The sequence below is a fragment of the Streptomyces sp. AA4 genome (assembly GCF_000158875.1).
GTDB lineage: Bacteria > Actinomycetota > Actinomycetes > Mycobacteriales > Pseudonocardiaceae > Amycolatopsis.
On record NZ_GG657746.1, the window covers coordinates 496067 to 522708 of the forward strand.

Sequence of the window (26642 nt, forward strand, 5' to 3'; positions counted from 1 at the left end):
TGTCCCTGAATCATCCGCCGCTGGCCGAACTGGCCGTCGTTGGCGCCGACGATGCCGTTTGCTTCGAGCTGGTCGGCTTGTCGGCAGTGCTGTCCCGTGTCTTCGTGGGCTGTTCCTGCGTCGGAGTGTCCTCCGCAGTAGTAGGCCGCCGCGAGTGTCGCGTCGACTGGGTCTCGCGGGTCGCGCTTTCCCGGAAAGACGTAGGCGGGGACGTGGTGGTTGCTTCCGAAGGCGGCTGTGTGACGGACGTCGGCGCGACCGCGGACGACGAAGCAGGCGGCGCCGGCTGCGAAGCGTCGGGCGGGTTGCCCGGGGTCAGCAGCCACACGCCCAGCGCGACCAGGCCGATGACCACGATGGCACCGATGATCGCGGGCTTCTTCCACGCGCCGGGTTTCTCGTCCTCTTCGTCCTCGGGCGCGGTCTGCACGCGGGTCCGCGGCGCGGGCTCCTCGTACGGGTCGTCCTCGTAGCGGTCCGGGACGGGGACCGCGCGCGTGGCGGCGAGGCCGTTGCGGCTCGGGTCGCCGTAGAGCGGCGGCTCCTGGTGGTAGCCGTCCTGCTGGTAGCCGTGGTCGTCGTAGTCGTTCTCCGGGTAGCCGGAGCCCGGCGGGTACGGGTCCTCGTCGTAGTACTGCTGCGCGCTCGGGTCGTACTGCTGGGTGACGCCCGGGTCGTCGAGCAGCGTGCCGGAGTGGCCGGCCTGCTCGTCGTCGGGATGCAGCAGACCTGCGGCAGCCGCGCCGCCCGCCGCACCGAGCGCGGCCGCGCCGAGAGTGCCCGAGGACGAGGCCATCATCGTCTCGTCGGCCGGGCCGCCGAGCGGGGTCTCGCCGCGCGCGACCGCGGACAGCAGCTCCTCGCATTCCTCGGCGGTGGGCCGGTGCTGGGTCTCCGGGTGCAGCAGCACCGCGAGCACGCTCGCCAGCGGACCGGACTGCCGCGGCGGGTTGATCTGCCCCGCGGCGACCGCGTGCAGCAGGCTCAGCGTGTTCTCGGACAGGCCGAACGGCGGCTGGCCCTCGCACGCGGCGTACAGCGTGGAGCCGAGCGAAAAGACGTCCGATTCGGGACCGGGGTCGCCGCCGATCGCGACCTCGGGAGCCAGGTAAGCGGGGGTGCCGGCGATCATCCCGGTCTTGGTGACCGTGACGTCGTCCTTGGCCCGGGAGATGCCGAAGTCGGTGATCTTCACCGTGCCGTTGCCGGCGAGCAGGATGTTGCCCGGCTTGATGTCGCGGTGCACGATGCCGACCGCGTGCGCCTCGCGCAGGGCGGCGGCGATCTGCGCGCCGATCCGGGCGACCTCCAGCGGCGGCAGGGTGCCTTTCTCCTGCAGCACCTGCGCCAGGCTGGTGGAAGCCAGGTATTCCATGATCAGGCAGGGCTGGCCGTTGTCGTCGGTGACGACGTCGAACACGGTGATCGCGTTCGGATGGTGCAGCCGGGCGGCGATCCGGCCCTCGCGCATGGTGCGCTGCCGGGCGTCCTCCGCCTCGTGGTTCTCGAGCCCGGGCTGGAGAAGCAGCTGCTTGATGGCGACCGTACGGCCCAGCACCTCGTCGTGGGCGCGCCAGACAGCCCCCATCGCGCCGGAACCGATTTTCCCGACGATCCGGTACCGGCCGGCGACCAGACGACCCTCGTCGCTCACGCGACCTCCCTTTGGGGCTCCGACTTCCCAGAGCGGGACTTGTCTACCCCGAAGGGGTGAGTTCGAACCCGCCGCAGCACCGGAGCGTAGGCACCTGCTGTGGACCGTGTGCCGGTTTTGCCGAGACCGACCCGTGACAAGGCTAGGCGCTCACTCTGCGCACATGCACGCGGTACACGTGCCCCGACCCGGCATCACCACGTTCGCGCAGGTCAGGAGTAGACCGCGGACAGGACGCGAGCCTGGGAGATCACATCCTGCTCGACGACGTCGAACAATTGGGTCACGCGCACCAGCGTGCCGTCGGCCTGGTGGACGAGCGCCACGGCGAAGACCGAACCGTCGTCCTGGACGTGCAGTTCCTGGACGTCGATCGAGTCGGCCCCGCTCCACGCGCGGACCAGGTCGCCCATTTCGCCGCGCGCGACGTTCGGGGTGAGCAGCGAAAGCGCGTTCTCCGGCTGGTGGTCGATCGAGGCGTAGAACTTGCGTACCGCTTCGAGCTTGACCGGGTTCGGCGCGGCCGCCGACGAGGTGGCGGACTTCTTGTGCGATTCCGCCAACGACGGGGCGCTCGGCGAGGAAGCCGAGGTGCCGGAGGTGGTTTCCGGCGTGGTGGTGCCCGAATTCAACGGCGTCGTGGTCGCGGAGTCGGTGTGCTTGGACTGCGTCGTGCTTTCGCTCTGCCCCGACGTCGTGCCGCCGGACGAGTGGACCTTGCGCTGCTGCGGCACGGCCTGGCCGCCGAGCGCGGCCGCGCCGCTGAACCCCGCGGGCAACGCGGCTCCGCCGGCGACCGGCACGGTGGGCCGCGGACCGCCGGTGAGCAGCGAGGCGGTGACGACGGCGCCGGCGACGAGCGCGCCCGCCCCGACGAGCCCGGCCAGCTTCGCGCGGCGGGCGAGCTTGCTTTCGGGCTCCTCGACGGGCGTTTCGTCGCGGACGATCGGCCGGCGGGCGCGCGGCGGCAGGTACTTCTGCGGTTCGCGGACCACCTGCTCGAGATATTCGCGGTCGGCCTCGGCGACGTTCTCGAGCAGTTCCGGCGGGATCACGTCCTCGACGCGCACGGCGTCGGGTTCTCGCCGGGTTCGCTGCCGTTCAAGCACGAAAGTCCTCGCTCTGGGGGTTCGGGGCGGGACCCGGCGCGGTGGCGGGGCCCCCGGGCGGTCCGGGGCGATTCGTGGTCGGCCCAGACCTCGTAGTCGCCAGGTAACCCTGTGCCGACAGGCGGCCGCCAGCCTCCGTCGCCGGAATGCCGCCGTCGTACGACGAACGGCAGCTTATGTCACCCAACCGGACGAGGGAACAACCGCTCACCGCACCGCACGTGCATCGGCATTTGCAGACAGTTGCAGGTCAGCGCCCGTCGTCGGTGATCTTGCCGTTGTCGTCGAAGGTGAGCGTCTGCTGCTCGGTGCTCTTGTGCCCGTCCTTGTGCGTGACCTCGACCGTGTTGACCGTGGTGCCGTGCTGCGGGTCGATGGTGACCTTCTTGACCTCGAAGTACGCGACGTCGGCGTAACGCTTGCGCAGCCCCTGCGGACCCTGCTGCTTGAGGTCGCCGGACGTGACCGACGAGGCCTCCGACGGGTCGGTGGTGACGGTGTTGAAGAACTTCTCCGAGTTGTTCCCCATCGTGTTCGCGTCGTTGGTGGTGTAGAACGGCGGCTCTTTCGTTTCCCGCTGAGCGGGAGTGACCGGCGGCTTCTCCGGCGGCTCGCTGGACGAGGGGGAGCCGGTCGTTGTCGGCGCGGAGGTCCTGCTGCCGGTGCCGGGGCCGGCCGACGTGGTCACCTGCGCCGAACTGCTGCCCGCCGAACTGCTCGGACCGGTGCCTTGCTGCGGGTGCGTGCCGTCGCCGTTGTCCGAGGTGACGCCGTCGGGGCTGGTGCTGGAGCCGTTGTGCGGGACGTTGCCGCCGACCCCGCCGTGCTGCCCGTTCGGGATCAGCGCGCTGAGGTTCGGGTTGCCGCCGTTCTGCCTGCCCGGCCAGCCGCCGCCCCCGACCGCGTCGGTCGTCGTGGTGGCGGGGCCGCCGACCAGGAACGTCCCGGCGAACAACAGCCCGACGACCACCGCGCCGGACGCGCCGGTCGCGAACCACGCCGCCTTGCGCCAGGTCTTCGGCGGGGTGACCGACGCGGGCACCGAGCCGAGGTCGAACGTGCCGAGGCCGTCCACCAGCGGCGCGGAGTACACGCGCACCTCGTCGTCCTGCTGTTCTTCTTTCTCCTGCGCCGAAACGGACGGTTCGCCGAGGATGACGCGCTGGCGCCGAGGCGGTTCTTCCGCGACCGGGTTCAGCTCGACGCGTTCGCGCGGGCTTTCCGTGCGGTTGGCCAGCGCGGCGGAGGTGGTGGCGACGCGTTCCTGCCGGGTGCGGCGGGTCGGCTGGGGGAGTGCGCTTTCCGGCGGGGCGAAAGCGAGGTGCTCCTCGGGGATCCGGTCCTGCGGGGGAGCGAAGGCGGCGCGGGATTCGGGCCGCCGGGCCGGCGGGGCGGTCTGGGGCGCGGGGGCCCGGCGGGGAGAAACGACGGTCTGGTCCGGTTCGGCCAGCCGATCCAGGGCGGCGGCTGGGCGGCGCGGGGGTTCGGCGGGGGTTCGGCGGCCGCGCGGCTCGGGCGCGGCCCGGCGGCGCTGCGGCTGCGGCAACGGGGGTTCGCCGATCGGCAGCGTGCCGCTCGCGCTGGGGAAGACCGGCTGGTTGGGGGCCGGGCGGTTCCCGTCGTCGGGCACGCGGTTCGCGCGCGGAGCCGGTGCGCCGCGCTGCTGCGGATTCTCGCTGCCCCGCTGCGCGGGAGCGCCGGCGACGGCGGGCGCGGAACCGGTGCGGTGCCGGTGATGTCCGGCGGCGCGGGGCGGCACCACCGGGGTCCAGGTGCCGTCGGCGCGGACCCGGTGCCGTCCGGGAACGGTGACCTCGGCGTCCGGCACCGCGCCAGGACGGCCGGCGTGCCGCGGACCGCCCATCGTGTTTCCCGTCATGCCGGTCCGACCCCTCCGCGAGAGAGGCGTGACGGCGCCGGGGGGCTCGTCAACCCGAACGGAGCAGGGACGAGGAGAACTACGCTTGCGTCCACACTTGCGAACTCCCGAGCAAATGCACGCGCACGCGGAGAACGGCGCGCGGAGCCGCAGCTCCCGCGCGTCCTCCGGGCATAGCCCGGCGCGGCCGCCAGGGTCCTCACGGGTTTCACAGTAGGAAACCGGCAGGCGAATGTCTTCACCCATCCTGCAACTTGCACCGGTTTCACTCGACCGGGCGCGCCCGAACGGGCGGCACGTCACGCAGCGCAGCGTGCCGCCGGGCGTTTGCCCAGTTCGGGGCCTCGTCAGCCGCCGCTGCGGTACTTCGCCTGCGTCGACTGAAGGGCCTTCACCGACGTCGCGCCGCTACCGACCGCGATGACGATGGAGAGAATGTCCAGCACGACGTTGCCGGAAGTGAGCAGCCAGGCGAACAACGAGGCCGCCGTGGCGCCGCCGGCCAGCGCCCAGCGGCTGCGCACGTACTGCGCCACCGGAGCCCCGCCCGCCCGCTTGCCCGCCGCGTTGTTCAGCAGCGCCAGGTAGCCGACGTGGCCGAGGGCCGCCAGCACGCTCGCGATCGCGATGATGACGGCGATGAGGTTAATCATGTGTCCAGTCTGCCCGGTTTCCCCGCCGCGCGAATCGGGGATGCCCCGGATACCGCGTCAGCGGCCGAGCCTGCCGCGGCCGAGGTTCAGCAGCAGCATGGCCAGCTGACGGCCCTCCGGACCCAGTTCGCGGTAGCGCGCCAGCACGTCCATCTCGCGGTTGTAGACGATTTTCGTGCCGCCCGCGGCCATCCGGGCCGCGCCGATGGTCTTCGACACCTCGACCCGGCGCTTCACGAGCCGGAGGATTTCGGAGTCGAGCCAGTCGATCTCCTCGCGAAGCGACGAGATGTCCTCGCCCGCCGGGGTGTGTTCGGCGGGCTGTCCGTCGGCGTTCTGCGTCTGCGCGTTCATCGGGACCTCTCTGAAGTCCGGACTCCCGGTTGCCCAGGGACGGCGAAAGCCCCGGGTCCAGTGGACTCCGGGGCTGCGGGTGATGGCGGGTGGGGCACTACGCGATCACGGGAGCCGGAGTCCGGGTCCCGTAAAAAAATCGCTCGTTGCTGTGCCGCACGGATTCAGTATGGCACAGGCGCGCCCGGCCGCCGCCGGAACGTCCGCACCCGCGCGTGCAGCACCAGGCTGATGAACAGCCAGAACAACGGCATCGCCGGCCAGAAGAAGAACGCGCCGCTGATCGCCCAGCGGACGATCAGCAAGGTCGCGAGCACGGCGACGATGCCGAGGTGCACGCGCAAGGCCGGATGCTCGCGCAGCGCGGCCCGGGTCAGCGGCCAGCCGCCGCCGCTCGGCCGGATCGGGGCCGGGCGGGGGAGGTCCGCGGTGAGTTCGCCGAGTTCGTCGGTGTAGCGGGTGGCGTAGACCGTGCGCAGCCGCTCTTCCACCTCTTCGAGAGTGAGCCGTCCGTCGGAACCGGCGGCCTGGATGGTCTCGGCGACGCGCTCGCGGTCGCCGTCGGAAGCCCTCAGCCGGGCGGGAATCTTGTCGTCCATACCGTTCGATGCTCCGCGCCGCGGCCTCGCTGCGCGTCGGACGCGAGGCGACACTGCGGCGTACGTCGACAAGCGCAGGCCGACCCCGTGGCTGTTCCGGGACTGTCGTACCCCCGGGGTAGCGTTGACAGACGATGGACACCCTCTTCGATCTCCCCGCAGACCCGCCCGCCCGCGCTGCCCGGCCGGGAACCGCAGACCTGCTCGAGGACCTCAACCCCGCCCAGCGCGAGGCGGTGACGCACGCCGGAGGTCCGCTGCTGGTCGTCGCGGGAGCCGGATCGGGCAAGACGCGCGTGCTCACGCGCCGGATCGCCTACCTGCTCGCCGAGCGCGGCGTGCACCCGGGCGAGATCATGGCGATCACGTTCACCAACAAGGCCGCCGCCGAAATGCGCGAACGCGTCGCGGCGCTCGTCGGCAAGCGCGCGAACGCGATGTGGGTGTCCACGTTCCACTCGATGTGCGTGCGGATCCTCCGCCGCGAGGCGAAAACGCTCGACATGTCGTCGAGTTTCTCCATCTACGACTCGGACGACACGAAGCGGCTCATCACGCTCGTGGCGCGCGATCTCGACATCGACCCGAAGAAGTACGCCGCGCGCACGCTCGCGGTGCACATCTCGAACCTGAAGAACGAGCTGGTCGATCCGGAACAGGCGGCGTCGAAGGCGGCCAACGACCTGGAGCGCCGGGTCGCCGAGGTCTACGCCGAGTACCAGCGCCGGCTGTCGAGCGCGAACGCGTTCGACTTCGACGACCTGATCATGCGGACAGTGTCGCTGCTGCAAGCGTTCCCGGACGTCGCGGAGTACTACCGGCGGCGCTTCCGGCACGTCCTGGTCGACGAGTACCAGGACACCAACCACGCGCAGTACACCCTGGTGCGCGCGCTCGCCGGTACCGAGGCCACGGACACCGGGATCGAGCCCGCCGAGCTGTGCGTGGTGGGTGACGCGGACCAGTCCATCTACGCCTTCCGCGGCGCGACCATCCGCAACATCGAGGAATTCGAACGCGACTTCCCGAACGCGCACACCATTCTGCTGGAGCAGAACTACCGCTCCACGCAAACGATCCTGTCCGCGGCCAACGCGGTCATCGCCCGCAACCCCAACCGGCGCGCGAAGCGGCTGTGGACCGATTCGGGCGACGGCGAGAAGATCGTCGGCTACGTGTCGGACAACGACCACGACGAGGCCGCGTTCGTCGCCGGGGAGATCGATTCGCTGGCGGAGAAGGGCGAGGCGGACTACTCGGACGTCGCGGTGTTCTACCGCACCAACAACCAGTCGCGGGTGTTCGAGGAAATCTTCATCCGGCTCGGCCTGCCGTACAAGGTCGTCGGCGGCGTGCGGTTCTACGAACGGCGCGAAGTGCGGGACATGATCGCGTACCTGCGCGTCCTCGCGAACCCGGACGACACGGTCAGCCTGCGGCGGATTCTCAACGTTCCCAAGCGCGGCATCGGCGATCGAGCCGAGGCAGTCGTGGCCACGCACGCGGAACGGGAGCGAATCTCGTTCTGGGCCGCCTTGCGCGACGCGGTCGACGACAAGGTGGCGCTGCTGAACCCGCGCTCGGCCAAGGCGATCACCGGTTTCGTGACGCTGCTGGACGAACTGCAGGAAATGGCGTCGTCCGGCACCGAGGTGCACGACCTGCTCGAAGCGGTCCTGGAGCGCACCGGCTACCGCGCGGAACTCGAGGAATCCGACGACCCACAGGACGCGTCGCGCGTCGAAAATCTCACTGAACTGGTGACGGTGGCCCGCGAATTCGCCGAGTTCACCGCCGAGGTCACGAACGACGAAAACGCGGAACTGGTCCTGGACGACGGCGTCCCCGCTCCTGGCTCCCTGCCCGCTTTCCTGGAGCGGGTGTCCTTGGTCGCGGACGCCGACTCGATCCCGTCCCCAGACGGCGGCGAGGAAGGCGACGGCGGCGCGGGCGTGGTCACCCTGATGACCGTGCACACCGCGAAGGGCCTGGAATACCCGGTCGTCTTCTGCACCGGCTGGGAAGACGGGGTCTTCCCGCACATGCGCGCCCTGGGTGATCCGGCTGAGCTGGCCGAAGAACGCCGCCTGGCCTACGTGGCGATCACCCGTGCGCGGCAACGCCTTTACGTGTCCCGCGCCCTCACTCGGTCGGCATGGGGACAGCCGCAGATGAACCCGGCTTCCCGCTTCCTGGACGAACTTCCGCCGGACCTCGTCGACTGGCGTCGCCTGGAACCGTCCTCGCCGGGCTTCGGAAACTTCGGCTCCTCGTCGGGTTCCTCGTCCGGCCCCCGAGCCGCGACCACGTGGGGCCGCCGGTCGTCCTCGTCGTCGACGTCTTCGAGTTCGCCGTTCGGCAAGGCGTGGAAGGACACGGTGGCGCTGAAGCTGGACGTCGGAGACCGGGTAAGCCACGACAAGTACGGCCTGGGCACGGTCATCTCCTGCGACGGCATCGGCCCGCGCGCGACGGCGACGATCGACTTCGGAGCTTCGGGAAAGGTCCGGCTGATGCTGATCGGCAGCGTACCGATGGTGAAACTCTGACGGCTGCTGCCTTTTCGGTCAGGGTTGCTGCTTCTTCGGCTAGGGCTGCTTCTGCTTCTGCGGCTGTAGCTGATGCGGCTTCGGCTGTTGCGGTTGGTGCTGCCTTGGGGGTTTGATCCTCCGTGCCGTGCCGTGCCGTGCCGTGCCGTGCCGTGCCGTGCCGTGCCGTGCCGTGCCGTGCCGTGCCGTGCCGTGCCGTGCCGTGCCGTGCCGTGCCGTGCCGTGCCGTGCCGTGCCGTGCCGTGCCGTGCCGTGCCGTGCCGTGCCGTGCCGTGCCGTGCCGTGCCGTGCCGTGCCGTGCCGTGCCGTGCCGTGCCGTGCCGTGCCGTGCCGTGCCGTGCCGTGCCGTGCCGACGAGAACCGTTGTCTGGGACCCGATTCTTCATATCTTCGCTCGGTAGCGGCGATTCGCCCCAAGCTGACTCGCCTCGACGAGGAGTGGCTGCGCCGATTCCGCAACGCTCTCAGCTCCTCTCCGCCTTGGCGCGACCGCCCCTCCGAGCCATCCGCACCCCTGGCCCGTTGCGGAGCCCGTGCCGGTGCCGTGACGCTTCCCCCGGCGAGGCTTTGCGTGAAGCCGTTTGCCATGGCGCAGCTCCGGCCTCCGCACGACGCTGCTCGCGCGGGGCTCTGCCACCCTCGCGGCCTGCCCAAACAACTCTCGCCCCGATGCCGCGACGCCCTCTCCCGGACATCTTTCGCCGGACCGAGTGAACTCCCCAGCGAACCTGTCGATCTTGTCGGTCCCCTCCGGCATACTTGACTTCATCGAACACAAGTTCGATGAAATGCGGTAGGCTGCGGAAGGGACGCAGGGGGATGGACGCGGTGCTGTTTGGGGTATTTGCCGCCGGGGTACAGGAGTACTTGAGGAGAGTCGCGGGGACGGTTGCTGTGGGGACGGCGACCCGGCCAGCTCGGGACGTGCCAGGGGATGTGGCACGGCTGGCCGCGGCATGGTGCGCGTTGCTACGGCAGCACGCATTGGGTCCAGACGGCAGATGTGTCGTCTGCGGAGGAACGTCGCGTGCCGACGAGGGCGTCGCGCGATGGCTGCCCTGGCGAAGACGCGCTGACCTGTGCACGGTGTGGCAGGTAGCAGTCGCCTACTTCGTCCGTCGCCTACCGGGCAACGATCCATGACGCCCTCGCTCCTGGCGTGGCGGGAATCGACCTCAAGGCGCTGCGGTGAATTGGACCGACTGACCGGCGGCTAGCCCTTGGTCGTCGCGGCACGTCCTAATGCGGATCTTGCCCTTGCCGCTTCCGTCGAGCAGCGACTGGCTCTCTTGTTGCAAGTAGCGGTCCATGGCCGCGAGAATCCTTGCGTGCGAAGGCGTTTCCGCCGCTAGCCCTTAGAGCGATCCATGCGGATCAAGCTCAGTCGAGAGCTATGCGGCGGCGAATGCCACCCGTGTCAGTCGCCCTGCGGGAAACCCGGCTCAGCCGACGTTCACGCCGCGGGCAGCGAGCCACGGACGCGGGTCGATCTTCTTGGTCCCGTCCTGCCACACCTCGAAGTGCAGGTGCGGGCCGGTGCTCTCGCCGCGGTTGCCGATCTCGGCGATCTGCTCGCCGCACTTGACCTTCTGGCCCTCGCGGACGGAGAAGCTGTTCATGTGGCCGTAGACCTGGATGGTGCCGTCGTCGAGCTGGATGCGAACCCAGAGACCGAAACCGCTGGCGGGGCCGGCCTGGATGACGGTGCCGTCGGAGGCGGCGTAGATCGGGGTGCCGATGGAGTTGGCGATGTCGATGCCGAGGTGGCTCGTGCCCCAGCGGGCGCCGAAGCCGGAGGTGAACGTGCCGTGAGCGGGCATGCAGGTCTTCGGGCGGGCGGCCTCTTCGGCGGCCTGGCGCGCGGCTTCGGTTTCCGCCTGCACGCGAGCCTTGGTGACCTTGGCGGCGTCGGCCATCTTCGCGGCTTCGGCGGAGGCATCGACGGCGTGGCCGGTCGGCAGCAGTTCGGGAGCTCCCCCGGAGCCCGCGCTGCCGAGGGTGAACGAGGCGCTCGCGTTCTGCGCGTTGGCGAGCGGGGTGACTGCGGCGTCGGAGTCTCCACCGCTGGTGGCCTTGAGGGTCTGCCCGGCGGCGGCTGCGGCGAACGCGCCGGCCGCGACGGCGGCGACCACGACCCGCCCGCGAAGGGCGGAGGAGGGCGGGGAGATGCGGTGCTGGCCCCGGACGCGGATGACTGCACCGTCCAGTGCGTCTTTCAGCGCCGGGGAAGGAGCTTGGCCGCCGGGGGAGCGGTGTGAAGCCAAGACAGGGCCTTCCATTGTCGGGGAGCCGGGTCGAAGCGAACTCGGGCGGGGGATCCCGTGAACGAACCTCGGGGGTGATTCGCTCAGCGTTCTGCTTCGTGACCTGACTGTAATGGGGACCGGAGGACAGTAACGAAGCGGCGCCTCAATGAGCAAGACGCGACCCGGCTTTCGGCCGAAAGAGTGGCACGCATCGAGCGTCTAGCTGTGGAAACTACCCAAAGTTAATCGGAAACTACTTCGCCGCATGTGGCTTGAGTCACATACGTTCGGATGGCCCAGTGCTCCCAGGTGCCCTCCCGGCGGCCTCGCGGGCGAAATAACCGGCCACCCGAGTGCGTTGAAGCAGTTTCACGCCGAATCTTGTGATGCCCATCACGGTCACTGCTCGCGGCAGTGTGGCCGATCACCTGCTTTCCGGGCGGGTTCCAGTCCTGCCAGCACTCCGTTTGCCGGTCGGTCGTGCCCGCCGTCTCTGCTCGTAGAGGTGCGGTCGGTTGCCCCGCTCTCCCCGACAGGTACCCGCGATGCCCGGCGGCTCATTCCGGCAGATCGTCCTCGCCGTCGCTGCTCACGGCGGTGCGGCCGGTCACTCGTTCTTCCGGCGGGTCCCAGCGGTGCCAGCACTCCGTTTGCCGGTGGAGTCGTGCCTGTCGTCGCTGCTCGCAGAGGGGCGGCCGGTCACCTGCTCTCGCAGCAAGTCCCCCGCGATGCTCGGGGGCTCGTTCCGGCAGTCCGTCCTGGTCGTCGCTGCTCACGGCGGCGCGGTCGGTCACCTGCTCTCGCAGCAAGTCCCCCGCGATGCTCGGGGGCTCGTTCCGGCAGTCCGTCCTGGTCGTCGCTGCTCACGGCGGCGCGGTCGGTCACCTGCTCTCGCAGCAAGTCCCCCGCGATGCCCGGCGGCTCGTTCCGGCAGTCCGTCCTCGTCGTCGCTGCTCACGGCGGCGCGGCCGGTCACCTGCCCTCCCCGGCAGGCCCCGGCCGTCCCTGTCCCCGATCCCCGGCGGACCGTCCCCGCGGTCTGCCGAAGCCTGTCGCAGTTCCCCTCCGCGACCTGGCCGATCGCCTGTCCCGGCAGGCGCTGGCCTTCTTCGTTCCTGGCAGGTCCTCCCCGGCCTGCCAGGAACGAAGATCGCGGCTCCCCTCCGCGAGGTGGCCGTTCACCTGCCCTCCCCGGCAGGTCTCGGCCGTCTCCATCTCGGTCCCGGCACGTCGTCCCCACGACCTGCCGGCACCCGCCGCGGCTCCCTCCGCGGCCTGGCCGGGCGCCTGCTGCGAACAGGCATCCGACCTCGTCCATCGCCCCCGCGATGTGTCCCCGTGCTTCGTCCCGCACCGGAGTGACGCCCCGAACGCCACACCCTTACGCGACTTCCCCGAAGTTTTCCGCGACGCTCCCTCCGGCACCCCGGTCCCTCTGCCGTCGAGACCTCCGGCCCACGCGCCTCTTACGCGGATCGGCGGAATTTTTTCTTCGCACCCCTCAGACGCGTGGGGACCGCCCGAGGTTCATCCGGCGGGGAATTCACCTGGAAGTGCATTCCGGCCTGGTCGAGGCGGCCCTGCTGTCCCCGCGCCGGCACCGGTACTTGCTAGCGTCGCGAGCGATGACTCCGCCGACCCCAGAGCCTTCCGACGGCGATTCCGCCCCGGACGCCCCGGACACCCCGGGCCGTCCCGCCGGACCACGGCGTCCCAGCCTCGCCGAGCGCAAGGCCGCCGCCCGAGCCCGAGCACGCCGCGACGCCAGCCGGGCGAAATCGGATCCAGCCGACAGCCCCGCCGACTCGCCCAGTCACCGCGGGACGGCATCCTCCGGACGTTCGGCATCCTCGTCCGGCGGCGAGCCGAATTCGGCAAGCCCCGACGATTCGTCTCGCCGCAGCGAAGCGACGCCCGGGGCAAGCTCATCCGGCCTTGACGAGTCGAGCCGTCCCGGGACAGCTTCCGCGGAAAGCTCAGCCAATCCGTCCAACCGAGACGAGGCCGCGGCAGAAAGCCCGGCCAGCCGTGGAGAAGCGGCACCCTCAGCCAAGCGGCAGTCTGACGAAGCAGCTCGAACCAGCCGTCAAAAACCCGCCGCCATCCCGGCCGAGCCGAGGTCCGCACCCAGGACCATCCCCAGCCGCCAAGACCCAAGCCGCCAAGACCCAAGCCGTCAAAGCAGGCAAGGCGACCTCCTCCTCGACCTCACCGATCAAACCCCCTCCCCAAGACTCCAAGCCGCCACCGCGCTCCTCGGCGTCGGCTCCCTAGCCCTGGCCGCCGGCGCCATCGCCCCGGTCTCGCCCGACGCCGGGCCTGGCTACCTCTCCTGGCCGCTCCTCGCGATCCTCGCCGTCGTCCCGGCCGGGATCGCGGTCGCGGCGGCTCGCAGCGGGCGGCACGGGCTGGCCGCCGGTCTCATCACCGGGCTCGCCGCTCTCGCGCCGGGGCGGCTGGTCCTCGATCTTCAGTTCCTCGTCAACGGCTCCAAAACCATCCGCCCCGAGCTGTACCTCCCGGACCGGCTGCTCGACCGCAGCGGGGTCGGCATCGGGTTCTGGCTGCTGATCGCCGGGCACCTGCTGACGCTCGTCGCCGGGATCGTCGCCGCACGGGTCGTGCGGGAGCGCAACGAGATCGCGGGCGGCGACGACCAACGCCGCTGGCGGCTGATCATTCCGCTGCTCGCCGTAGTCGCCGCGGTCGGATTGCTGATGACCCCGGTTCTCTCGGACGACCCGTTTCTCCTTGCGCGGTCAGCATTCGAGGGCCCCGGGCTAGCGCTCGCCGGGTACCTTCTCCTCGCCGGTGCGCTGCCGGTCGCCGCGGTGCTGGGGGTTTTCGCCGGATCCGACGGGGTGGCTCGCGGGACGCTCGGCGGGATCGTCGCGGCGACGCTGGCCGTCGCGGTGCCGACGTTCGTCGCCGGGCTGGCCGTGTCGGGGCTGGAAGTCTCGACGGGCGCGTATCTCGCCGTCGTGCCGATGGTGCTGGTCCTCGTCCTCACTCCACTTGCGACACCGCAGCAGACGCAAACCGAACGCACCGACCTGGCTGGCGAGGCCCGCGTCCCGGGGCTCACCATCTGGCGCGCGCTCACTGCGCTCACCGCGTTGCTGACCGGAATCGCGGCGGCGATCGGCGCGTACGCCCCGCAGCTCAACAACAGCACAGACAGCCCGGCCCGCCTGCAACTACTCGTCGCGGCCGTTCTTGTCGTGCTGCCAACACCTTTCCTGCTTGCGAAGCGCACCGCGCCGTTCGCGCGCGGGGTGCTCGCCGTGTTGTGGGCGGGTGTCGCGCTCGCGGGAACCGCAGTGCTCAGCACGGCCATCACCGCCTCCGAGGCGACGGGACTCGGCGGACTCGGCGGCGCGATCAGTTACCACCTCGGCGCGGGAGCCGTTTTCACCGCGATCGCGCTCGGGCTCGCCGGGCTTACCGGATTGGCCGCGGTGATCACCGGAGTCGTGGAACGCGACGACACCGGTACCGAAGGGCCGCGATCCACCGCGGTAATTCCGGCCGGAATCACCGCGGTACTGGCGATCGCGACGTTCGGCACGCCGGTGTTCACCGCGCAGGATTACGCGCCGCCCGGGCTCTGGTCCGATTTCGACACCCCGTCGTGGGGATTGCTCGCCGCGCTGCTCGTCGTTCTCGGCACCCTCGGCTTGAGCGTTCGTTCCCGGCCCGGTGCCGCGGCGGCGGGGCTGACCGGGGCGGCGGTGCTCCTCGCCCTGCACGTCACCGAGATCCCGCTGGTCAGTTCCCTTTTCCAGGCCGCGAAGCCGGGCATCGGATTCTGGCTCGGGCTCGCGGCGGTCGTCGCGGCAGTGGTCACCGCTGGCCTCGCGGCGGCCGGGGCGAAGAAGTGAGTCCGCGCCGCGTCGTCCTCGTGGAACTGGCCGAAGAAACGGCGGCGATTCCGCTGGCGCGAATGCTGCGCGACGCCGGTTTCGAAGTCGTCCACGTAGGACACCTCGACACGGCGGAAAAGATCGTGCGCACCGTCGAACAGGAGGATCCAGACATTCTGGGCCTGCTTGGCGGCCCGGTTCCCGAGGGCCTCGCCGAAGCGCTCTCCGGCACGAACGTCGTCGAACTGGGCGGGGAAAGCGCCGAAAAGGCCGCCGAAATGCTTGTCGGTGGGCGGTCTCACACCCTCGGCACACCCTCTGACCGCGCACGGTGACCGACTTCACCAGGTGCGGCGTCCCCTGCGTCTGCGCTGGTCGCTAACCTCGACTGGTCCGACAGCGCGGTCCGGAAAACGGACCACCACAGTGGCGTGTCGTCAGGAGACTGGAGTAGTGGACCTCTACGAGTACCAGGCGAGGGATCTCTTCGCCGCCCACGGAGTACCGGTTCTGCCGGGCGCCGTGGCAAGCACCCCGGAAGAAGCCAAGGCCGCCGCGGAGCAGATCGGCACCCAGGTCGTCGTCAAGGCGCAGGTGAAGGTCGGCGGCCGGGGCAAGGCGGGCGGCGTCAAGCTGGCCCAGACGCCCGACGAGGCGAAGGAGAAGGCGGAAGCCATCCTCGGCCTCGACATCAAGGGCCACATCACGCACCGCGTGCTGGTGGCGGAAGCCTCGGACATCGCGTCCGAGTACTACTTCTCCTTCCTGCTCGACCGCGCCAACCGCACCTTCCTCGCGATGGCGTCGTCCGAGGGCGGCATGGAGATCGAGCAGCTCGCGGTCGAGCGCCCGGACGCGCTCGCCAAGATCCCGGTCGACGCGATTAAGGGCGTCGACAAGGCGACGGCGCTCGAGATCCTGAAGGCCGGCCACTTCCCGGCCGAGATCATCGACGAGGCCGCCGACGTCGTGGTGAAGCTGTGGGAGACCTTCGTCTCCGAGGACGCCACCCTGGTCGAGGTCAACCCGCTGGTCCGCGACCCGCAGGACAAGATCATCGCCCTCGACGGCAAGGTCACGCTCGACGAGAACGCCGCGTTCCGCCACCCGGCGCACGAGGAGCTCGTCGACAAGCAGGCCGAGAACCCGCTCGAGGCGAAGGCCAAGGCCAAGAACCTCAACTACGTCAAGCTCGACGGCGAGGTCGGCATCATCGGCAACGGCGCGGGCCTGGTCATGTCCACTTTGGACGTCGTGGCGTACGCGGGCGAGAAGCACGGCGGCGTGAAGCCGGCCAACTTCCTCGACATCGGCGGCGGCGCGTCGGCCGAGGTCATGGCGGCCGGGCTGGACGTCATCCTCAACGACACCGACGTGAAGAGCGTGTTCGTGAACGTCTTCGGCGGCATCACCGCCTGCGACGCGGTCGCGAACGGCATCGTCGAGGCCCTGAAGATCCTGGGCGACGAGGCCACCAAGCCGCTGGTCGTCCGCCTGGACGGCAACAACGTCGTCGAGGGTCGCCAGATCCTGGCCGACGCGAACCACCCGCTGGTCACCGTGGTGGACACAATGGACAACGCGGCCGACAAGGCTGCCGAGCTCGCCGCGGCAGGTGCGTGAGATGTCGATCTTCCTCAACGAGAACAGCAAGGTCATCGTCCAGGGGCTCACCGGCTCCGAGGGCATGAAGCACGCGACCAAGATGCTGAAGTCCGGCACCAACATCGTGGGCGGCGTCAACGCCCGCAAGGCAGGCCAGACGGTCACCATCGAGGGCAAGGACCTCACCGTGTTCGGCACGGTCGAGGAGGCCATCAAGGAGACCGGCGCCGACGTGTCGGTCATCTTCGTGCCGCCGAAGTTCGCCAAGGACGCGGTCATCGAGGCGATCGACGCCGAGATCCCGCTGGCCGTCGTCATCACCGAGGGCATCCCGGTGCACGACTCGGCCTACTTCTGGGCGCACGCGGTCGCGACCGGCAACAAGACCCGGATCATCGGGCCGAACTGCCCCGGCGTGATCAGCCCCGGCAAGTCGAACGCGGGCATCATCCCGGCCGACATCACCGGCGCGGGCCCGATCGGCCTCGTGTCGAAGTCGGGCACGCTGACCTACCAGATGATGTACGAGCTGCGCGACATCGGCTTCTCCACCGCGGTCGGCATCGGCGGCGACCCGGTCATCGGCACCACCCACATCGACGCCCTCGAGGCGTTCGAGAAGGACGCCGACACCAAGGTCATCGTGATGATCGGCGAGATCGGCGGCGACGCCGAGGAGCGCGCCGCGGCCTACATCAAGGAGAACGTGACCAAGCCGGTCGTCGGCTACGTCGCGGGCTTCACCGCCCCCGAGGGCAAGACGATGGGCCACGCGGGCGCGATCGTCTCCGGATCGTCCGGCACCGCCGCGGCGAAGAAGGAGGCCCTCGAGGCCGCCGGCGTCAAGGTCGGCAAGACCCCGAGCGAGACCGCTGTTCTCGCCCGTGAGCTGTACAACAGCCTCGGCTGACCAGCAACGATTCCCCTGGCGGAGGCCGGGCACCGACACGGTGCCCGGCCTTCGTCGTTTCCGCCCGCAACCGATCCGGCGGTCAGTGCGTCCAACGTCGCGGACGCCCCGTGCGGATGCGCTAGCGTGCAGTCACTCGTGAGCGGGGGACGCCGCCGGTGCACCCCGGGCATTTCAGGATCCCGAACCGCCGGTCGATGAGACAGGAGAGCTTCCGATGACCTTCCCCAGTGGCGGGCCCGGCTACCCCCAGCAGGGCCAGCCGTCCCAGGGACCGCCCCCGTCGGGCGGGTTCCCGCAGCAGCCCCAGCCGCAGCAGGGCCCGCCTGCCTCGGGTGCCGGAGCGCCGCCGAACCTTCCGCTGCTGCTGTCCCTCGGCGTGGCCGGGCTCGGACTGGTGCAGTACTTCCTCGGCTTCGCCTCCGAGGCGGGCACGGCCGGGCAGCCCATTCTGTTCCTGCTCGCCGGCGGTCTGCTGTCGGCGCTGAACCTGCTGCCCAAGGGCCCGAAGACGCTGCCGTTCGCCGCGCTGTTCAGCGTGCTCGGCGGGCTGGGCGCGCTCGACGCCGTCATCTCCGGGCGCTCGTCCGCCATCGTGATCGTGGTGCTGATCCTCGGTCTCCTGCAGATGGCCGCGTCGGTCGCCGCGCTGCTGTTCGAGTACGGCGTGCTCAAGCCGCCGGCGCCGAAGCCGTCCGCCCCCGCGTATCAGCAGCCGTACGGTCAGCAGGGCCAGTACCAGCCGACGCAGTACCAGGCCGCGCCCGGACAGCCGGGGCAGCCGGGTCAGCAGGCTCCGGGGCAGCAGCCGCCGTCGGCCCAGCAGCCGCCCGCCACGCCGCCGCCGGGCGGGCAGGCCACGACGTACGCGCCGCAGCAGGGCCAGTTCTTCCAGCCGCCGGCCGACCAGAACAAACCGGGCACTCCGCCCGGAGGTTTCCGACAGCAAGGCTGAAACCCCTTCGCATTACCCACCCGCTGTGACTCTCCGTGTCACAGCGGGTGTTTTTATGGGCCCGGTGCCACGACCGGGTGGGCGTTGGATTCGCCACGTCCGCCCGGCGGCGTGCCTCACCCGGACGGCCGAGTGCGGATGTCATGGTCGGGGACATGCAGGTGCTCACCAGTCCCGGACGCCCCGCGGGCGACGAGCCGGTGGGCGACTCCGTTGACCAGGATGTCCCGCAGGCGCCCCGGTTGCGGGTGTTGCTCGCCGCGGCGCTCGGCCCGCTCGTCACCGGCTACGCGGTGGTCGCCACGCTGCTCGCGCTCGTCGCGCTGACCGCCCAGCACGCGATCTTCTCCGCAGGCGGCGTGCTGCTGTCGGCGGGACCTGGCTGGCTGGCGGCTTACCAGGTCGAACTCGGGATCGGCGGCCATCCGCTCGGCATGCTGCCGCTGTTGCCGACAGTCGGCGTGGTGCTGCTGGTCGCGCGGGCAGCGGCCAAGGCGGTGCGCCGGCTTCGCTGCGCCCGGCTACGGCACGCCGTCCCACTGCTCGCCACGATTTCCGGCGCGCATCTGCTATTCGGTCTGCTGATTTCGCTGCTGTCGATCGGCGAGCCGGTGCGGGCGAACTTCGCGCTCGCCGCGCTGGTGCCTGCCGTGCTCTCCGGACTCGCGGCCACCGCCGGGGTGCTTCGCTGGTTTGGCATGCCGCGGGTGCTTGCGGACCGGCTCGATCCGCTGGCCCTTCGCGGGCTTCGCGCGGGCTTGCTCGGACTGTTCGCGCTGCTGGCCGCCGGTGCGTTGACGCTGACCGCCGCCACCGCGCTGTCCGCGCGCACGGTGTCCGGCCTGTTCGAGCCGTCGTTCGGGAGCAGCTTCGGCCTGTTCCTGCTTTCCGTGCTGTACCTGCCGAACGCCGTGGTCGCCGCGATGTCGTTCGTGAGCGGGCCCGGGTTCAGCATCGGCAGCCTCAACGTGCACCTCATCGGCTACCGCGGCGGTTCCGTTCCCGGAGTGCCGCTGCTCGGGGGCGTCCCGGAGCACGCGGCGTCGTGGTGGCCGGCGCTGCTGGTGCTGCCGCTGGCGGTCGGGGTGCTGGTCGGCTGGTCGGTCCGCGCGGTCGACGAGGATCCGGCGGCGCGGCTGCGGGTCGTGGTCGTCGCGGGCGCGGTGGTCGGGTTCGGCTGCGTGCTGCTGGGCACTCTCGCCGGCGGACGCCTCGGCGACGGTCCGTTCGACCCGGTCAGCGTCCCGGTCGGGGTGGCGTCGATCGTCGCGTTCTGCTGGGTCGTGATCCCGGCCGGGTTCGTGGCGTTCTTCGCGGGGGCACACTCTCCGATGCGGCCGGTCGGGTCGCTCGAGGTGGAGGACCTCGAGGCGGAGGACGCGGTCGAGCCGGAAGCCGAGACCGAGGCGGAGGAGTCCGAGTCCGAAGAGGACGTCGCGGATACCGACGAGGCCGAAGAAGCCTCGGAAGACTCTGCGGAGGAAGACTCGGACCAGGCTGAGGACGACGAGGACTTCGACGCCGAGGCCGACGCCGAACTGGGCCTCGACCTGCCGGAGGACGAGCCGGAAGCCGAGGCCGCCGAGACCGAGGACAAGACGGCCGACGAACCCGGGGACAAGACGGCCGACGAACCCGGGGACGAGCCGGAAACCCCCGTCGAACAGCCGGAGGCTGTGACCGAGTCCACCGAGGACTCCGGCGACGCGAAGCCCGCCGAGGACGACCGTTAGGGTTGGGGCGACCTGGTGAAGCGCCGTGCGCCCGAGGCGCACCGCCGTGCAAGGAGCCCGTTCTGGCCAGCCGCTTGGAACTGCCCACTCCGGTGAAGATCGTCGTGCTCGCGTCCGGTTCCGGCACGCTGCTGCAGGCTGTGCTCGACGCGGCCGGGCAGCCCGGGTTCCCGGCGACCGTCGTGGCCGTCGGCGCGGACCGCACCGGCATCGAGGCGCTCGCGCGAGCGGAACGGGCGGACGTGCCGTCGTTCACCGTCCGCGTCGCCGACCATCCGGACCGGGCCGCGTGGGACCGCGCGCTCGCCGAGGCGGTCGCGGCCTATCAGCCCGACCTCGTGGTGTCCGCGGGCTTCATGAAGATCCTCGGACCGGAGTTCCTGGCGCGGTTCGCGGGCCGCGTGATCAACACCCACCCCGCGCTGCTGCCGTCGTTCCCCGGGATGCACGCGGTCGCCGACGCGCTGGCCGCGGGCGTGCGCGTCACCGGATCGACGGTGCATTTCGTCGACGCCGGGGTGGACACTGGCCCGGTCATCGCCCAGGAGGCGGTGCCGGTGGAGACCGACGACACCGAAGACGTCCTGCACGAGCGGATCAAAGCCGTGGAACGCAGGCTGCTGGTTGAAACGATCGAGCGACTCGGCCGTGGTGGGTGCACCGTGGACGGACGAAAGGTGAGGTTTTCGTGAGCACAGCACAGGGACGGCGCCCGGTCCGGCGCGCGCTGATCGGCGTCTCGGACAAGGCCGGCCTGCTCGAGCTCGCGACCGGCCTGCACGCGGCCGGCGTGGAGATCGTGTCGACCGGCGGCACGGCGAAGGTCATCGCGAACGCCGGCGTTCCGGTCACGCCGGTCGAGCAGGTCACCGGGTTCCCCGAGTCCTTTGACGGCCGGGTCAAGACGCTGCACCCGCGCGTGCACGCCGGTCTGCTCGCCGACCAGAGCAACGAAGACCACGTCGCCCAGCTCAAGCAGCTCGACATCGCGGCGTTCGACCTGCTCGTGGTGAACCTGTACCCGTTCCAGGAGACTGTCGCGTCCGGCGCGAGCCCCGAGGACTGCGTCGAGAACATCGACATCGGCGGTCCCGCGATGGTGCGCGCGGCCGCGAAGAACCACGGCAGCGTGGCTGTCGTCGTGGACCCGGCACGGTACGCGTGGGTGCTCGAGCAGGTCTCTGCGGGCGGCTTCGAACTCTCGGACCGCAAGCGGCTCGCTGCTGCTGCGTACGCGCACACGGCTGCGTACGACACGGCTGTCGCGTCTTGGTTCGCCAACGCGTACGCGCCTGCGGACGACAGCGGCTTCCCCGACTTCCTCGGCGCGACGTGGGACCGTGCGGACGTACTGCGCTACGGCGAGAACCCGCACCAGAAGGCGGCGCTGTACCGCGGCGCGCAGCCGGGCCTCGCGCACGCGGAGCAGCTTCACGGCAAGGCGATGTCGTACAACAACTACGTCGACACTGACGCCGCGCGTCGGGCCGCCTTCGACTTCTCGGAGCCGGCTGTCGCGATCATCAAGCACGCCAACCCGTGTGGGATCGCTGTCGGCGCGGACGTCGCCGAAGCGCACCGCAAGGCGCACGCCTGCGACCCGGTGTCCGCGTACGGCGGCGTGATCGCCACGAACCGGCCGGTGAGCGTCGCAGCGGCGGAGCAGATCGCCGAGGTCTTCACTGAGGTCGTGCTCGCCCCCGACTTCGAGCCGGAAGCGCTGGAGATCTTGCAGCGCAAGAAGAACGTGCGGCTGCTGAAGCTGCCCGCGATCGAGAACGCGGCCCCGGTGGAGTTCCGGCCGATCTCCGGCGGCGTGCTCGTGCAGACCGCCGACGCGATCGACGCCCCCGGCGACGACCCGGCGAACTGGAAGCTGGCCACCGGCTCGCCCGCTGACGAGCAGACCCTGGCGGACCTGGAATTCGCGTGGCGGGCCCTGCGCGCGGTGAAGTCCAACGCGATCCTGCTGGCGCACGAGCAGGCGACCGTCGGCGTCGGCATGGGCCAGGTCAACCGCGTCGACTCGTCGCGGCTGGCGGTCTCGCGGGCGGGCGAGCGGGCGAAGGGCTCGGTCGGCGCGTCGGATGCGTTCTTCCCGTTCCCGGACGGGCTCGAGGTGCTGATCGAAGCGGGCGTGCGAGCGGTCGTGCAGCCCGGCGGGTCCATTCGCGACGCCGAGGTGATCGCCGCCGCCGAGGCCGCCGGGATCACGCTGTACCTGACCGGAACGCGCCACTTCGCGCACTGATTTTTCGGTGACCGGCCGGGACTTTTCGGGTCCCGGCCGGTTTTTCATCTCTCGCGCAGGATCGCGTAGACGGCCTCGTCACGGTAGCCGCCGTCGCGCCAGGTGACCTGGCAGAGCAGGCCTTCGCGGTGGAAGCCGGTCTTCTCCAGCGTGTGCTGCCCGGCGAGGTCCTCGCTGTCGACGAACGCTTCGAGCCGGTGCGCGCGGGTGTGCCGGAAGAGCTGGTCGACGAGCAGTTGGTACGCCTTCGCGGCGGTGCCGTGGCCGCGATAGTCGGGCAGCAACGCGACGCCGACCCGGAAACACCCGCCGGCGGGCCCGCCCCGGTCGGCCGCCTCCCAGGTAGCCATCCCGGCGACGACCGAGTCGACGGTCACCGCGACCGCGCTCGAGGCCGGGCTGAGAAACCCGTCCTCGGCGAACCGGCGCCGGGCCTGCGGTCCGGTGAACCTCGTCCACTGAAAGGTTCCGGCACCGTCCGGGTCCGTGGAGAACCGGTCGAGCACCGGCAGGTCAGCTTCGGCGAAACCCCGCAGGGCGATGTGTCCTGTCTTCATCAGGGTTCCCAGTGTAAAGAGCCGTTTTCCTGGGGGCTGCCGCTCTTCCGGGTTCCTAATCGGTAGTAGGGATAGTTCTTCCGGCTCGTGACCGGGTCGGTTGGTGCTGGTCCGCCGGCGGGCGACGCCTGTGGGTTCCCGTCGTTCGACGACTTGTGAAAGAACGGCGCGTCCGCCGGTGGACTGGTGATCGTGGTGGTGGGATGTCGTGGCCCGAGTCCGCCGCAGGAGGTGACCTCTCGATGTGTTCCCGAGCTTCGAGCTCTTCGACAGAACGAGGACCCTGCGGTGTGCTGGAGTCACGAACGGCTACTGAGATGACGGACCGCCGAGTCCCGCGATTAGGGCGCTGCGTGACCCCGCCTGGACCCGTGAGCAGCAGCAACAGGAAAGGAAACGTGACGGTTTGACACTGTTCTGCGGCATCGACTGGGCCGAATCCCACCACGACGTCGCCATCATCGACGACACCGCAACCGTGATCGCCAAAGCCCGCATCGGCGACGACGCCACCGGGTTCGCCCGGCTGCTCGACCTGCTCGCCGAGGCCGGAGACACCGCCGACGCGCAGATCCCGGTCGGCATCGAAACCGACCACGGGCTGCTCGTCGCCGCGCTGCGCTCCACCGGCCGCACCATTTACGCGATCAACCCCCTCTCGGCATCGCGCTACCGGGCCCGGCACCAGGTGTCGGGCGCGAAGTCCGACGCCGCGGACGCCGCGCTGCTGGCCAACATCGTGCGCACCGACGCGGCCGCGCACCGACCGCTGCCGGCCGACACCGAACTGGCCCAAGCGGTGCGGGTGCTGGCACGAGCGCAACAGGACGCGGTCTGGGCCCGCCAGCAGCTGGGCAACCAGCTCCGGTCGCTGCTCAAGGAGTTCTACCCCGCGGCGCTGGAAGCGTTCGCCGGACAGCCCGAGGGCGGCCTGGCCCGCCGCGACGCCCGCACCGTCCTCGCCGCCGCCCCGACACCCGCGCTCGCAGCGACACTGACCCGCGCCCGGCTGCGGACACTGCTGACCAAGGCCGGACGCCGCCGCAACGTCGATGCCGACGTCGACCGCCTCCACGGCGTGTTCCGGTCCGAGCGGCTGCGGCAACCGCCGATCGTGGAGAACGCGATGGGCATCCAGTTTTCGGCTCTGCTGAGCCAATTCGAGGCCGCCTGCGCCGCCTCCGACAGTCTGGCGGAGGCGGCACGGACACATTTTGAACAGCACCCGGACGCCACGATCATCACCAGCTTCCCCGGCCTCGGACTGCTGGCCGGCGCCCGGGTGCTCGCCGAAATCGGAGACGACCGCACCCGCTTCACCGATCCCCGCGGACTGAAGGCCTACGCCGGATCCGCACCGATCACCCGCGCCAGCGGCCGAAAAACCGTGGTCTCGCACCGCCACATCAAAAACCGCCGCCTCGCCGCAGTCGGACCCGTCTGGGCGCTCGCCTCGCTGCGAGCCAGCCCCGGCGCACGACGCCACTTCGACACCCGCCGCGCCGCCGGAGACTGGAACCACCAAGCCCAACGCCACCTGTTCAACAAATTCCTCGGACAACTCCACCACTGCCTGCAGACGGACCGCCTCTACGACGAACACCAAGCCTTCCCACCTCCTCCAGCCCACACGGCTTGACTTCTAACAACCTGAGATGTCTTTCCCCGGGGGTGCTTGACAGGTGGGGAGGGGCGGGTAAAACTGGGTGGTGTCGAACGGATGTTCGATCCTGTTCGGCGCAGTGGTGTGTTTTTGGGTGTGATTGTTGGGTGACCGTGCGGTTTCCGCACGGATGAGGATGCGGAACCGCCTTCCCCGCGGTGTGCCGGCGTCCGTCCCGGGCTTGGTGTGACGACCTTGCCCGGGACGGACCGTCCGGCCGATCACGGAGGAAGGAGGAACCGGTGACGACCGGAGCGGCTTCGGGGGCTGCTTCTTCGGGGGTCGCTTCTTCGGGGGTCGCTTCGGAGATCGCGGAAGAACTGGGAACTTCAGGAGCTTCGGGGGCTTGTGAAGCCAGGGGAACTTCCGCGGACGGTTCGGTCTCGGCCGGGTTTTCTGGAGATGGTGCTGCTCCGGTTCTGGCTGGGGTGGCTCTGTCTGGAGCAGCTTTGTCTGGGGCGGCTTCGGGGGCTGCCGGGGCCAGGGGAGTTCCGGCAGCTGCCGAGGCGGCTTTGTCGGCGAGTTCTGCGGTGAGCGGTTCATCGGCTGCGCCCGGGAAACTGCGCACTCCGGTCCTGCCTGCGGACTCCGCCGAGACCGATCTCCTTGGCATTGCGGGAATTCCGGCCTGGAAGAAGAAACCTGGCCGGTCGTCACGGGAGGCCTTTTTCGACGCGGAAACGCAGGCTTCCGCGCCCACGAGCGTGCCGGAGGCGCGGCCGGCACGCTCGTGGGAAGTACTGGTCCCGTGGTCGGCGATCGAAGCATTGGCGAAGGAGCGAACGCCAGTCGCCGCGAGACCCTCGAGGTTTTCGTTGGGAGAGAAGGGACACCGAAACCGGCCGAGTGCTCTGGACGTGGCATTCGCCCCTTGGATCCCGGCCAACCCCGGTGGGACGGCAGAAGCCAGCCCGCCAGCTATGTTGCGTTCGCAGACCCGTTCGGCTCAATCCGGTCGTGGGGACTCGCACTCGGATTCCCCGACTCCGCTCAACCCGGCGAGCCAACGTGGTTCGGCTGCCCGCCCGCAGTCTTCGGCGCGGGTCCGTTCCTCTGCTGAGCGAGATTCGCCACCTCAGCCTGAACCGAAGCCAGTGACTCCGGTAACTCCCTCCGAGCCGCCGGTCCCGCTTCGTCCGGAAGCTCCTTCCGGTTCGTGGGCTGAGCCCGACCCGGAAGAGCCGCCCGACTCTCCGCTCACCCCTCCAACCCCGCTACGCCCGGCAACCCCATCCGGCCCGGCAACTCCGGACCTCCGTCCCCCGACCCGCCTCCACCCCGCGACCTCGCCGACGGATCCGACGAATCCGGCGGATCCAGCGCACCCGCTGGCCAAACTGACCGCCCTCCCCGGGGTCAGCACTGCCAGCACCGTCGCTGCCGAGCGGGCTTCTCGCGGCGACTGGGACCGGGCCGCGGGGCGGATGCTTCCCGTCGCCCCCGCACTGGCCGACCTCCTCCCCGGGGCCGGGTTGCGGCGCGGGACCATCGTCGCGGTCCACCACTCCACCTCGCTGCTGTTCGCGTTGCTCGCGGAGGCAACCGCCGCCGGGGCGTGGGCCGCAGTGGTCGGGGCTCCCTCGCTGGGGATCGTCGCGGCGGCTGAGCACGGGGTCGCCGTTTCGCGGCTCGCGTTGGTCCCGCAGCCGGGGGCCGAATACCAGGCGGTGATGGCCGCGTTGCTCGACGGCGTCGACCTCGTCGTCACCGAACCTCGGTCGGTCCGGCCGGACGTCGCGCGGCGGCTCGCGGCGCGGGCTCGGCATCGCGGGGCGGTGCTGCTTTCGCTGGGCCACTGGCCTTCCGCCGACGTCGAGTTGCACTGCACCCCCGGCACCTGGACCGGGGTGCTCGAACACGGCGCCGGACACCTCCGTTCCCGCCCGGTCGAGGTGCACGCCCGCGGACGCGGGGCAGCGGCCCGGCCTCGGTCGGCGCAGGTTCTTCTTCCTGGACCGGACGGACGGGTGTCCCGCGGCGAGAAGCGGGTCGCGGCACGGGAAGAGGCAGTCGGGTGAACCATATCGTCCACAAAGGACAACCAGATCCGCGTCGCAACCCC

Annotated in this window: 19 protein-coding genes; 11 read left to right on the top strand and 8 right to left on the bottom strand. The window is 70.4% G+C overall.

Features of this window, described 5'->3' with window-relative positions:
• Positions 1–10 precede the first annotated feature (10 nt).
• The 6 genes from SSMG_RS02475 to SSMG_RS02500 all read right to left on the bottom strand — a co-directional run bounded on the left by SSMG_RS02475 (position 11) and on the right by SSMG_RS02500 (position 6248).
• Positions 11–1654: a serine/threonine-protein kinase gene (locus tag SSMG_RS02475; RefSeq protein WP_009072463.1), complete on the bottom strand. Its 1644-nt coding sequence runs from the start codon at positions 1652–1654 to the stop codon at positions 11–13.
• Between the two features lie 212 nt (positions 1655–1866).
• Positions 1867–2763, bottom strand: a complete 897-nt coding sequence (locus SSMG_RS02480; RefSeq protein WP_009072465.1) for a hypothetical protein — start codon at positions 2761–2763, stop codon at positions 1867–1869.
• 250 nt (positions 2764–3013) lie between these two features.
• On the bottom strand, positions 3014–4642 hold the full coding sequence (locus SSMG_RS02485) for a hypothetical protein (protein ID WP_199785760.1): 1629 nt from the start codon (positions 4640–4642) through the stop codon (positions 3014–3016).
• Positions 4643–4989: 347 nt separating this feature from the next.
• Positions 4990–5295, bottom strand: coding sequence for a hypothetical protein (locus SSMG_RS02490; RefSeq protein ID WP_009072469.1), 306 nt, complete (start codon positions 5293–5295; stop codon positions 4990–4992).
• Between the two features lie 57 nt (positions 5296–5352).
• Positions 5353–5649: a chorismate mutase gene (locus SSMG_RS02495; RefSeq protein WP_009072470.1), complete on the bottom strand. Its 297-nt coding sequence runs from the start codon at positions 5647–5649 to the stop codon at positions 5353–5355.
• 164 nt (positions 5650–5813) lie between these two features.
• Positions 5814–6248, bottom strand: coding sequence for a DUF1707 domain-containing protein (locus SSMG_RS02500; protein ID WP_009072471.1), 435 nt, complete (start codon positions 6246–6248; stop codon positions 5814–5816).
• A 134-nt stretch (positions 6249–6382) separates the two neighbouring features.
• Here SSMG_RS02500 and pcrA point away from each other — a divergent pair, with 134 nt between their 5' ends.
• The gene (gene pcrA / locus SSMG_RS02505) at positions 6383–8797 is read left to right on the top strand and encodes a DNA helicase PcrA (RefSeq protein ID WP_009072472.1); all 2415 of its coding nucleotides are present in this window, start codon (positions 6383–6385) and stop codon (positions 8795–8797) included.
• Between the two features lie 1442 nt (positions 8798–10239).
• On the opposite strand, the gene SSMG_RS02510 is transcribed toward pcrA, so the two are convergent.
• On the bottom strand, positions 10240–11061 hold the full coding sequence (locus SSMG_RS02510) for a M23 family metallopeptidase (RefSeq protein ID WP_199785761.1): 822 nt from the start codon (positions 11059–11061) through the stop codon (positions 10240–10242).
• A 1607-nt stretch (positions 11062–12668) separates the two neighbouring features.
• On the opposite strand from SSMG_RS02510, the gene SSMG_RS02515 reads away from it, so the two are divergent.
• The 8 genes from SSMG_RS02515 (at position 12669) to purH (ending at position 22360) form a co-directional block, all read left to right on the top strand.
• Complete coding sequence (locus tag SSMG_RS02515; RefSeq protein ID WP_199785762.1) at positions 12669–14924, top strand: hypothetical protein; 2256 nt, start codon at positions 12669–12671, stop codon at positions 14922–14924.
• Between the two features lie 20 nt (positions 14925–14944).
• Positions 14945–15241, top strand: coding sequence for a hypothetical protein (locus tag SSMG_RS02520; RefSeq protein ID WP_199785763.1), 297 nt, complete (start codon positions 14945–14947; stop codon positions 15239–15241).
• Positions 15242–15359: 118 nt separating this feature from the next.
• Entirely contained in the window at positions 15360–16529 is a 1170-nt protein-coding gene (gene sucC / locus SSMG_RS02525) for an ADP-forming succinate--CoA ligase subunit beta (RefSeq protein WP_037712311.1), read from the top strand.
• Between the two features lies 1 nt (position 16530).
• The gene (gene sucD, locus SSMG_RS02530) at positions 16531–17421 is read left to right on the top strand and encodes a succinate--CoA ligase subunit alpha (RefSeq protein ID WP_009072477.1); all 891 of its coding nucleotides are present in this window, start codon (positions 16531–16533) and stop codon (positions 17419–17421) included.
• Between the two features lie 217 nt (positions 17422–17638).
• Entirely contained in the window at positions 17639–18376 is a 738-nt protein-coding gene (locus SSMG_RS02535) for a DUF5336 domain-containing protein (protein WP_009072478.1), read from the top strand.
• 155 nt (positions 18377–18531) lie between these two features.
• Positions 18532–20109 (top strand): DUF6350 family protein, encoded by a 1578-nt coding sequence (locus SSMG_RS02540; protein WP_199785764.1) that lies wholly within the window; start codon positions 18532–18534, stop codon positions 20107–20109.
• Between the two features lie 74 nt (positions 20110–20183).
• Positions 20184–20801, top strand: coding sequence for a phosphoribosylglycinamide formyltransferase (gene purN, locus SSMG_RS02545; RefSeq protein WP_009072481.1), 618 nt, complete (start codon positions 20184–20186; stop codon positions 20799–20801).
• Positions 20798–22360, top strand: coding sequence for a bifunctional phosphoribosylaminoimidazolecarboxamide formyltransferase/IMP cyclohydrolase (purH, locus tag SSMG_RS02550; RefSeq protein ID WP_037712315.1), 1563 nt, complete (start codon positions 20798–20800; stop codon positions 22358–22360). Before purN ends, purH begins: the two co-directional genes overlap by 4 nt.
• A 44-nt stretch (positions 22361–22404) precedes the next feature.
• On the opposite strand, the gene SSMG_RS02555 is transcribed toward purH, so the two are convergent.
• A complete protein-coding gene (locus SSMG_RS02555; RefSeq protein ID WP_037712318.1) occupies positions 22405–22917 on the bottom strand; it encodes a GNAT family N-acetyltransferase in 513 nt (170 codons plus the stop codon).
• A gap of 406 nt (positions 22918–23323) precedes the next feature.
• Between SSMG_RS02555 and SSMG_RS02560 the strand changes: the two genes are divergently transcribed.
• Together SSMG_RS02560 and SSMG_RS02565 are read left to right on the top strand one after the other, a co-directional pair.
• Entirely contained in the window at positions 23324–24556 is a 1233-nt protein-coding gene (locus tag SSMG_RS02560; RefSeq protein ID WP_009072274.1) for an IS110 family transposase, read from the top strand.
• A 1448-nt stretch (positions 24557–26004) separates the two neighbouring features.
• On the top strand, positions 26005–26598 hold the full coding sequence (locus SSMG_RS02565) for a hypothetical protein (protein ID WP_009072488.1): 594 nt from the start codon (positions 26005–26007) through the stop codon (positions 26596–26598).
• The last annotated feature ends 44 nt before the right edge of the window (positions 26599–26642 follow it).

Coding starts and splice junctions, on each gene's coding strand:
- SSMG_RS02555 (WP_037712318.1), bottom strand. CDS start 22,917: ATGAAGACAGGACACATCGCCCTGCGGGGTTTCGCCGAAGCTGACCTG.
- SSMG_RS02500 (WP_009072471.1), bottom strand. CDS start 6,248: ATGGACGACAAGATTCCCGCCCGGCTGAGGGCTTCCGACGGCGACCGC.
- SSMG_RS02495 (WP_009072470.1), bottom strand. CDS start 5,649: ATGAACGCGCAGACGCAGAACGCCGACGGACAGCCCGCCGAACACACC.
- SSMG_RS02540 (WP_199785764.1), top strand. CDS start 18,532: ATGCAGGTGCTCACCAGTCCCGGACGCCCCGCGGGCGACGAGCCGGTG.
- sucD (WP_009072477.1), top strand. CDS start 16,531: ATGTCGATCTTCCTCAACGAGAACAGCAAGGTCATCGTCCAGGGGCTC.
- SSMG_RS02485 (WP_199785760.1), bottom strand. CDS start 4,642: ATGACGGGAAACACGATGGGCGGTCCGCGGCACGCCGGCCGTCCTGGC.
- SSMG_RS02535 (WP_009072478.1), top strand. CDS start 17,639: ATGACCTTCCCCAGTGGCGGGCCCGGCTACCCCCAGCAGGGCCAGCCG.
- pcrA (WP_009072472.1), top strand. CDS start 6,383: ATGGACACCCTCTTCGATCTCCCCGCAGACCCGCCCGCCCGCGCTGCC.
- SSMG_RS02490 (WP_009072469.1), bottom strand. CDS start 5,295: ATGATTAACCTCATCGCCGTCATCATCGCGATCGCGAGCGTGCTGGCG.
- SSMG_RS02565 (WP_009072488.1), top strand. CDS start 26,005: ATGCTTCCCGTCGCCCCCGCACTGGCCGACCTCCTCCCCGGGGCCGGG.
- SSMG_RS02515 (WP_199785762.1), top strand. CDS start 12,669: ATGACTCCGCCGACCCCAGAGCCTTCCGACGGCGATTCCGCCCCGGAC.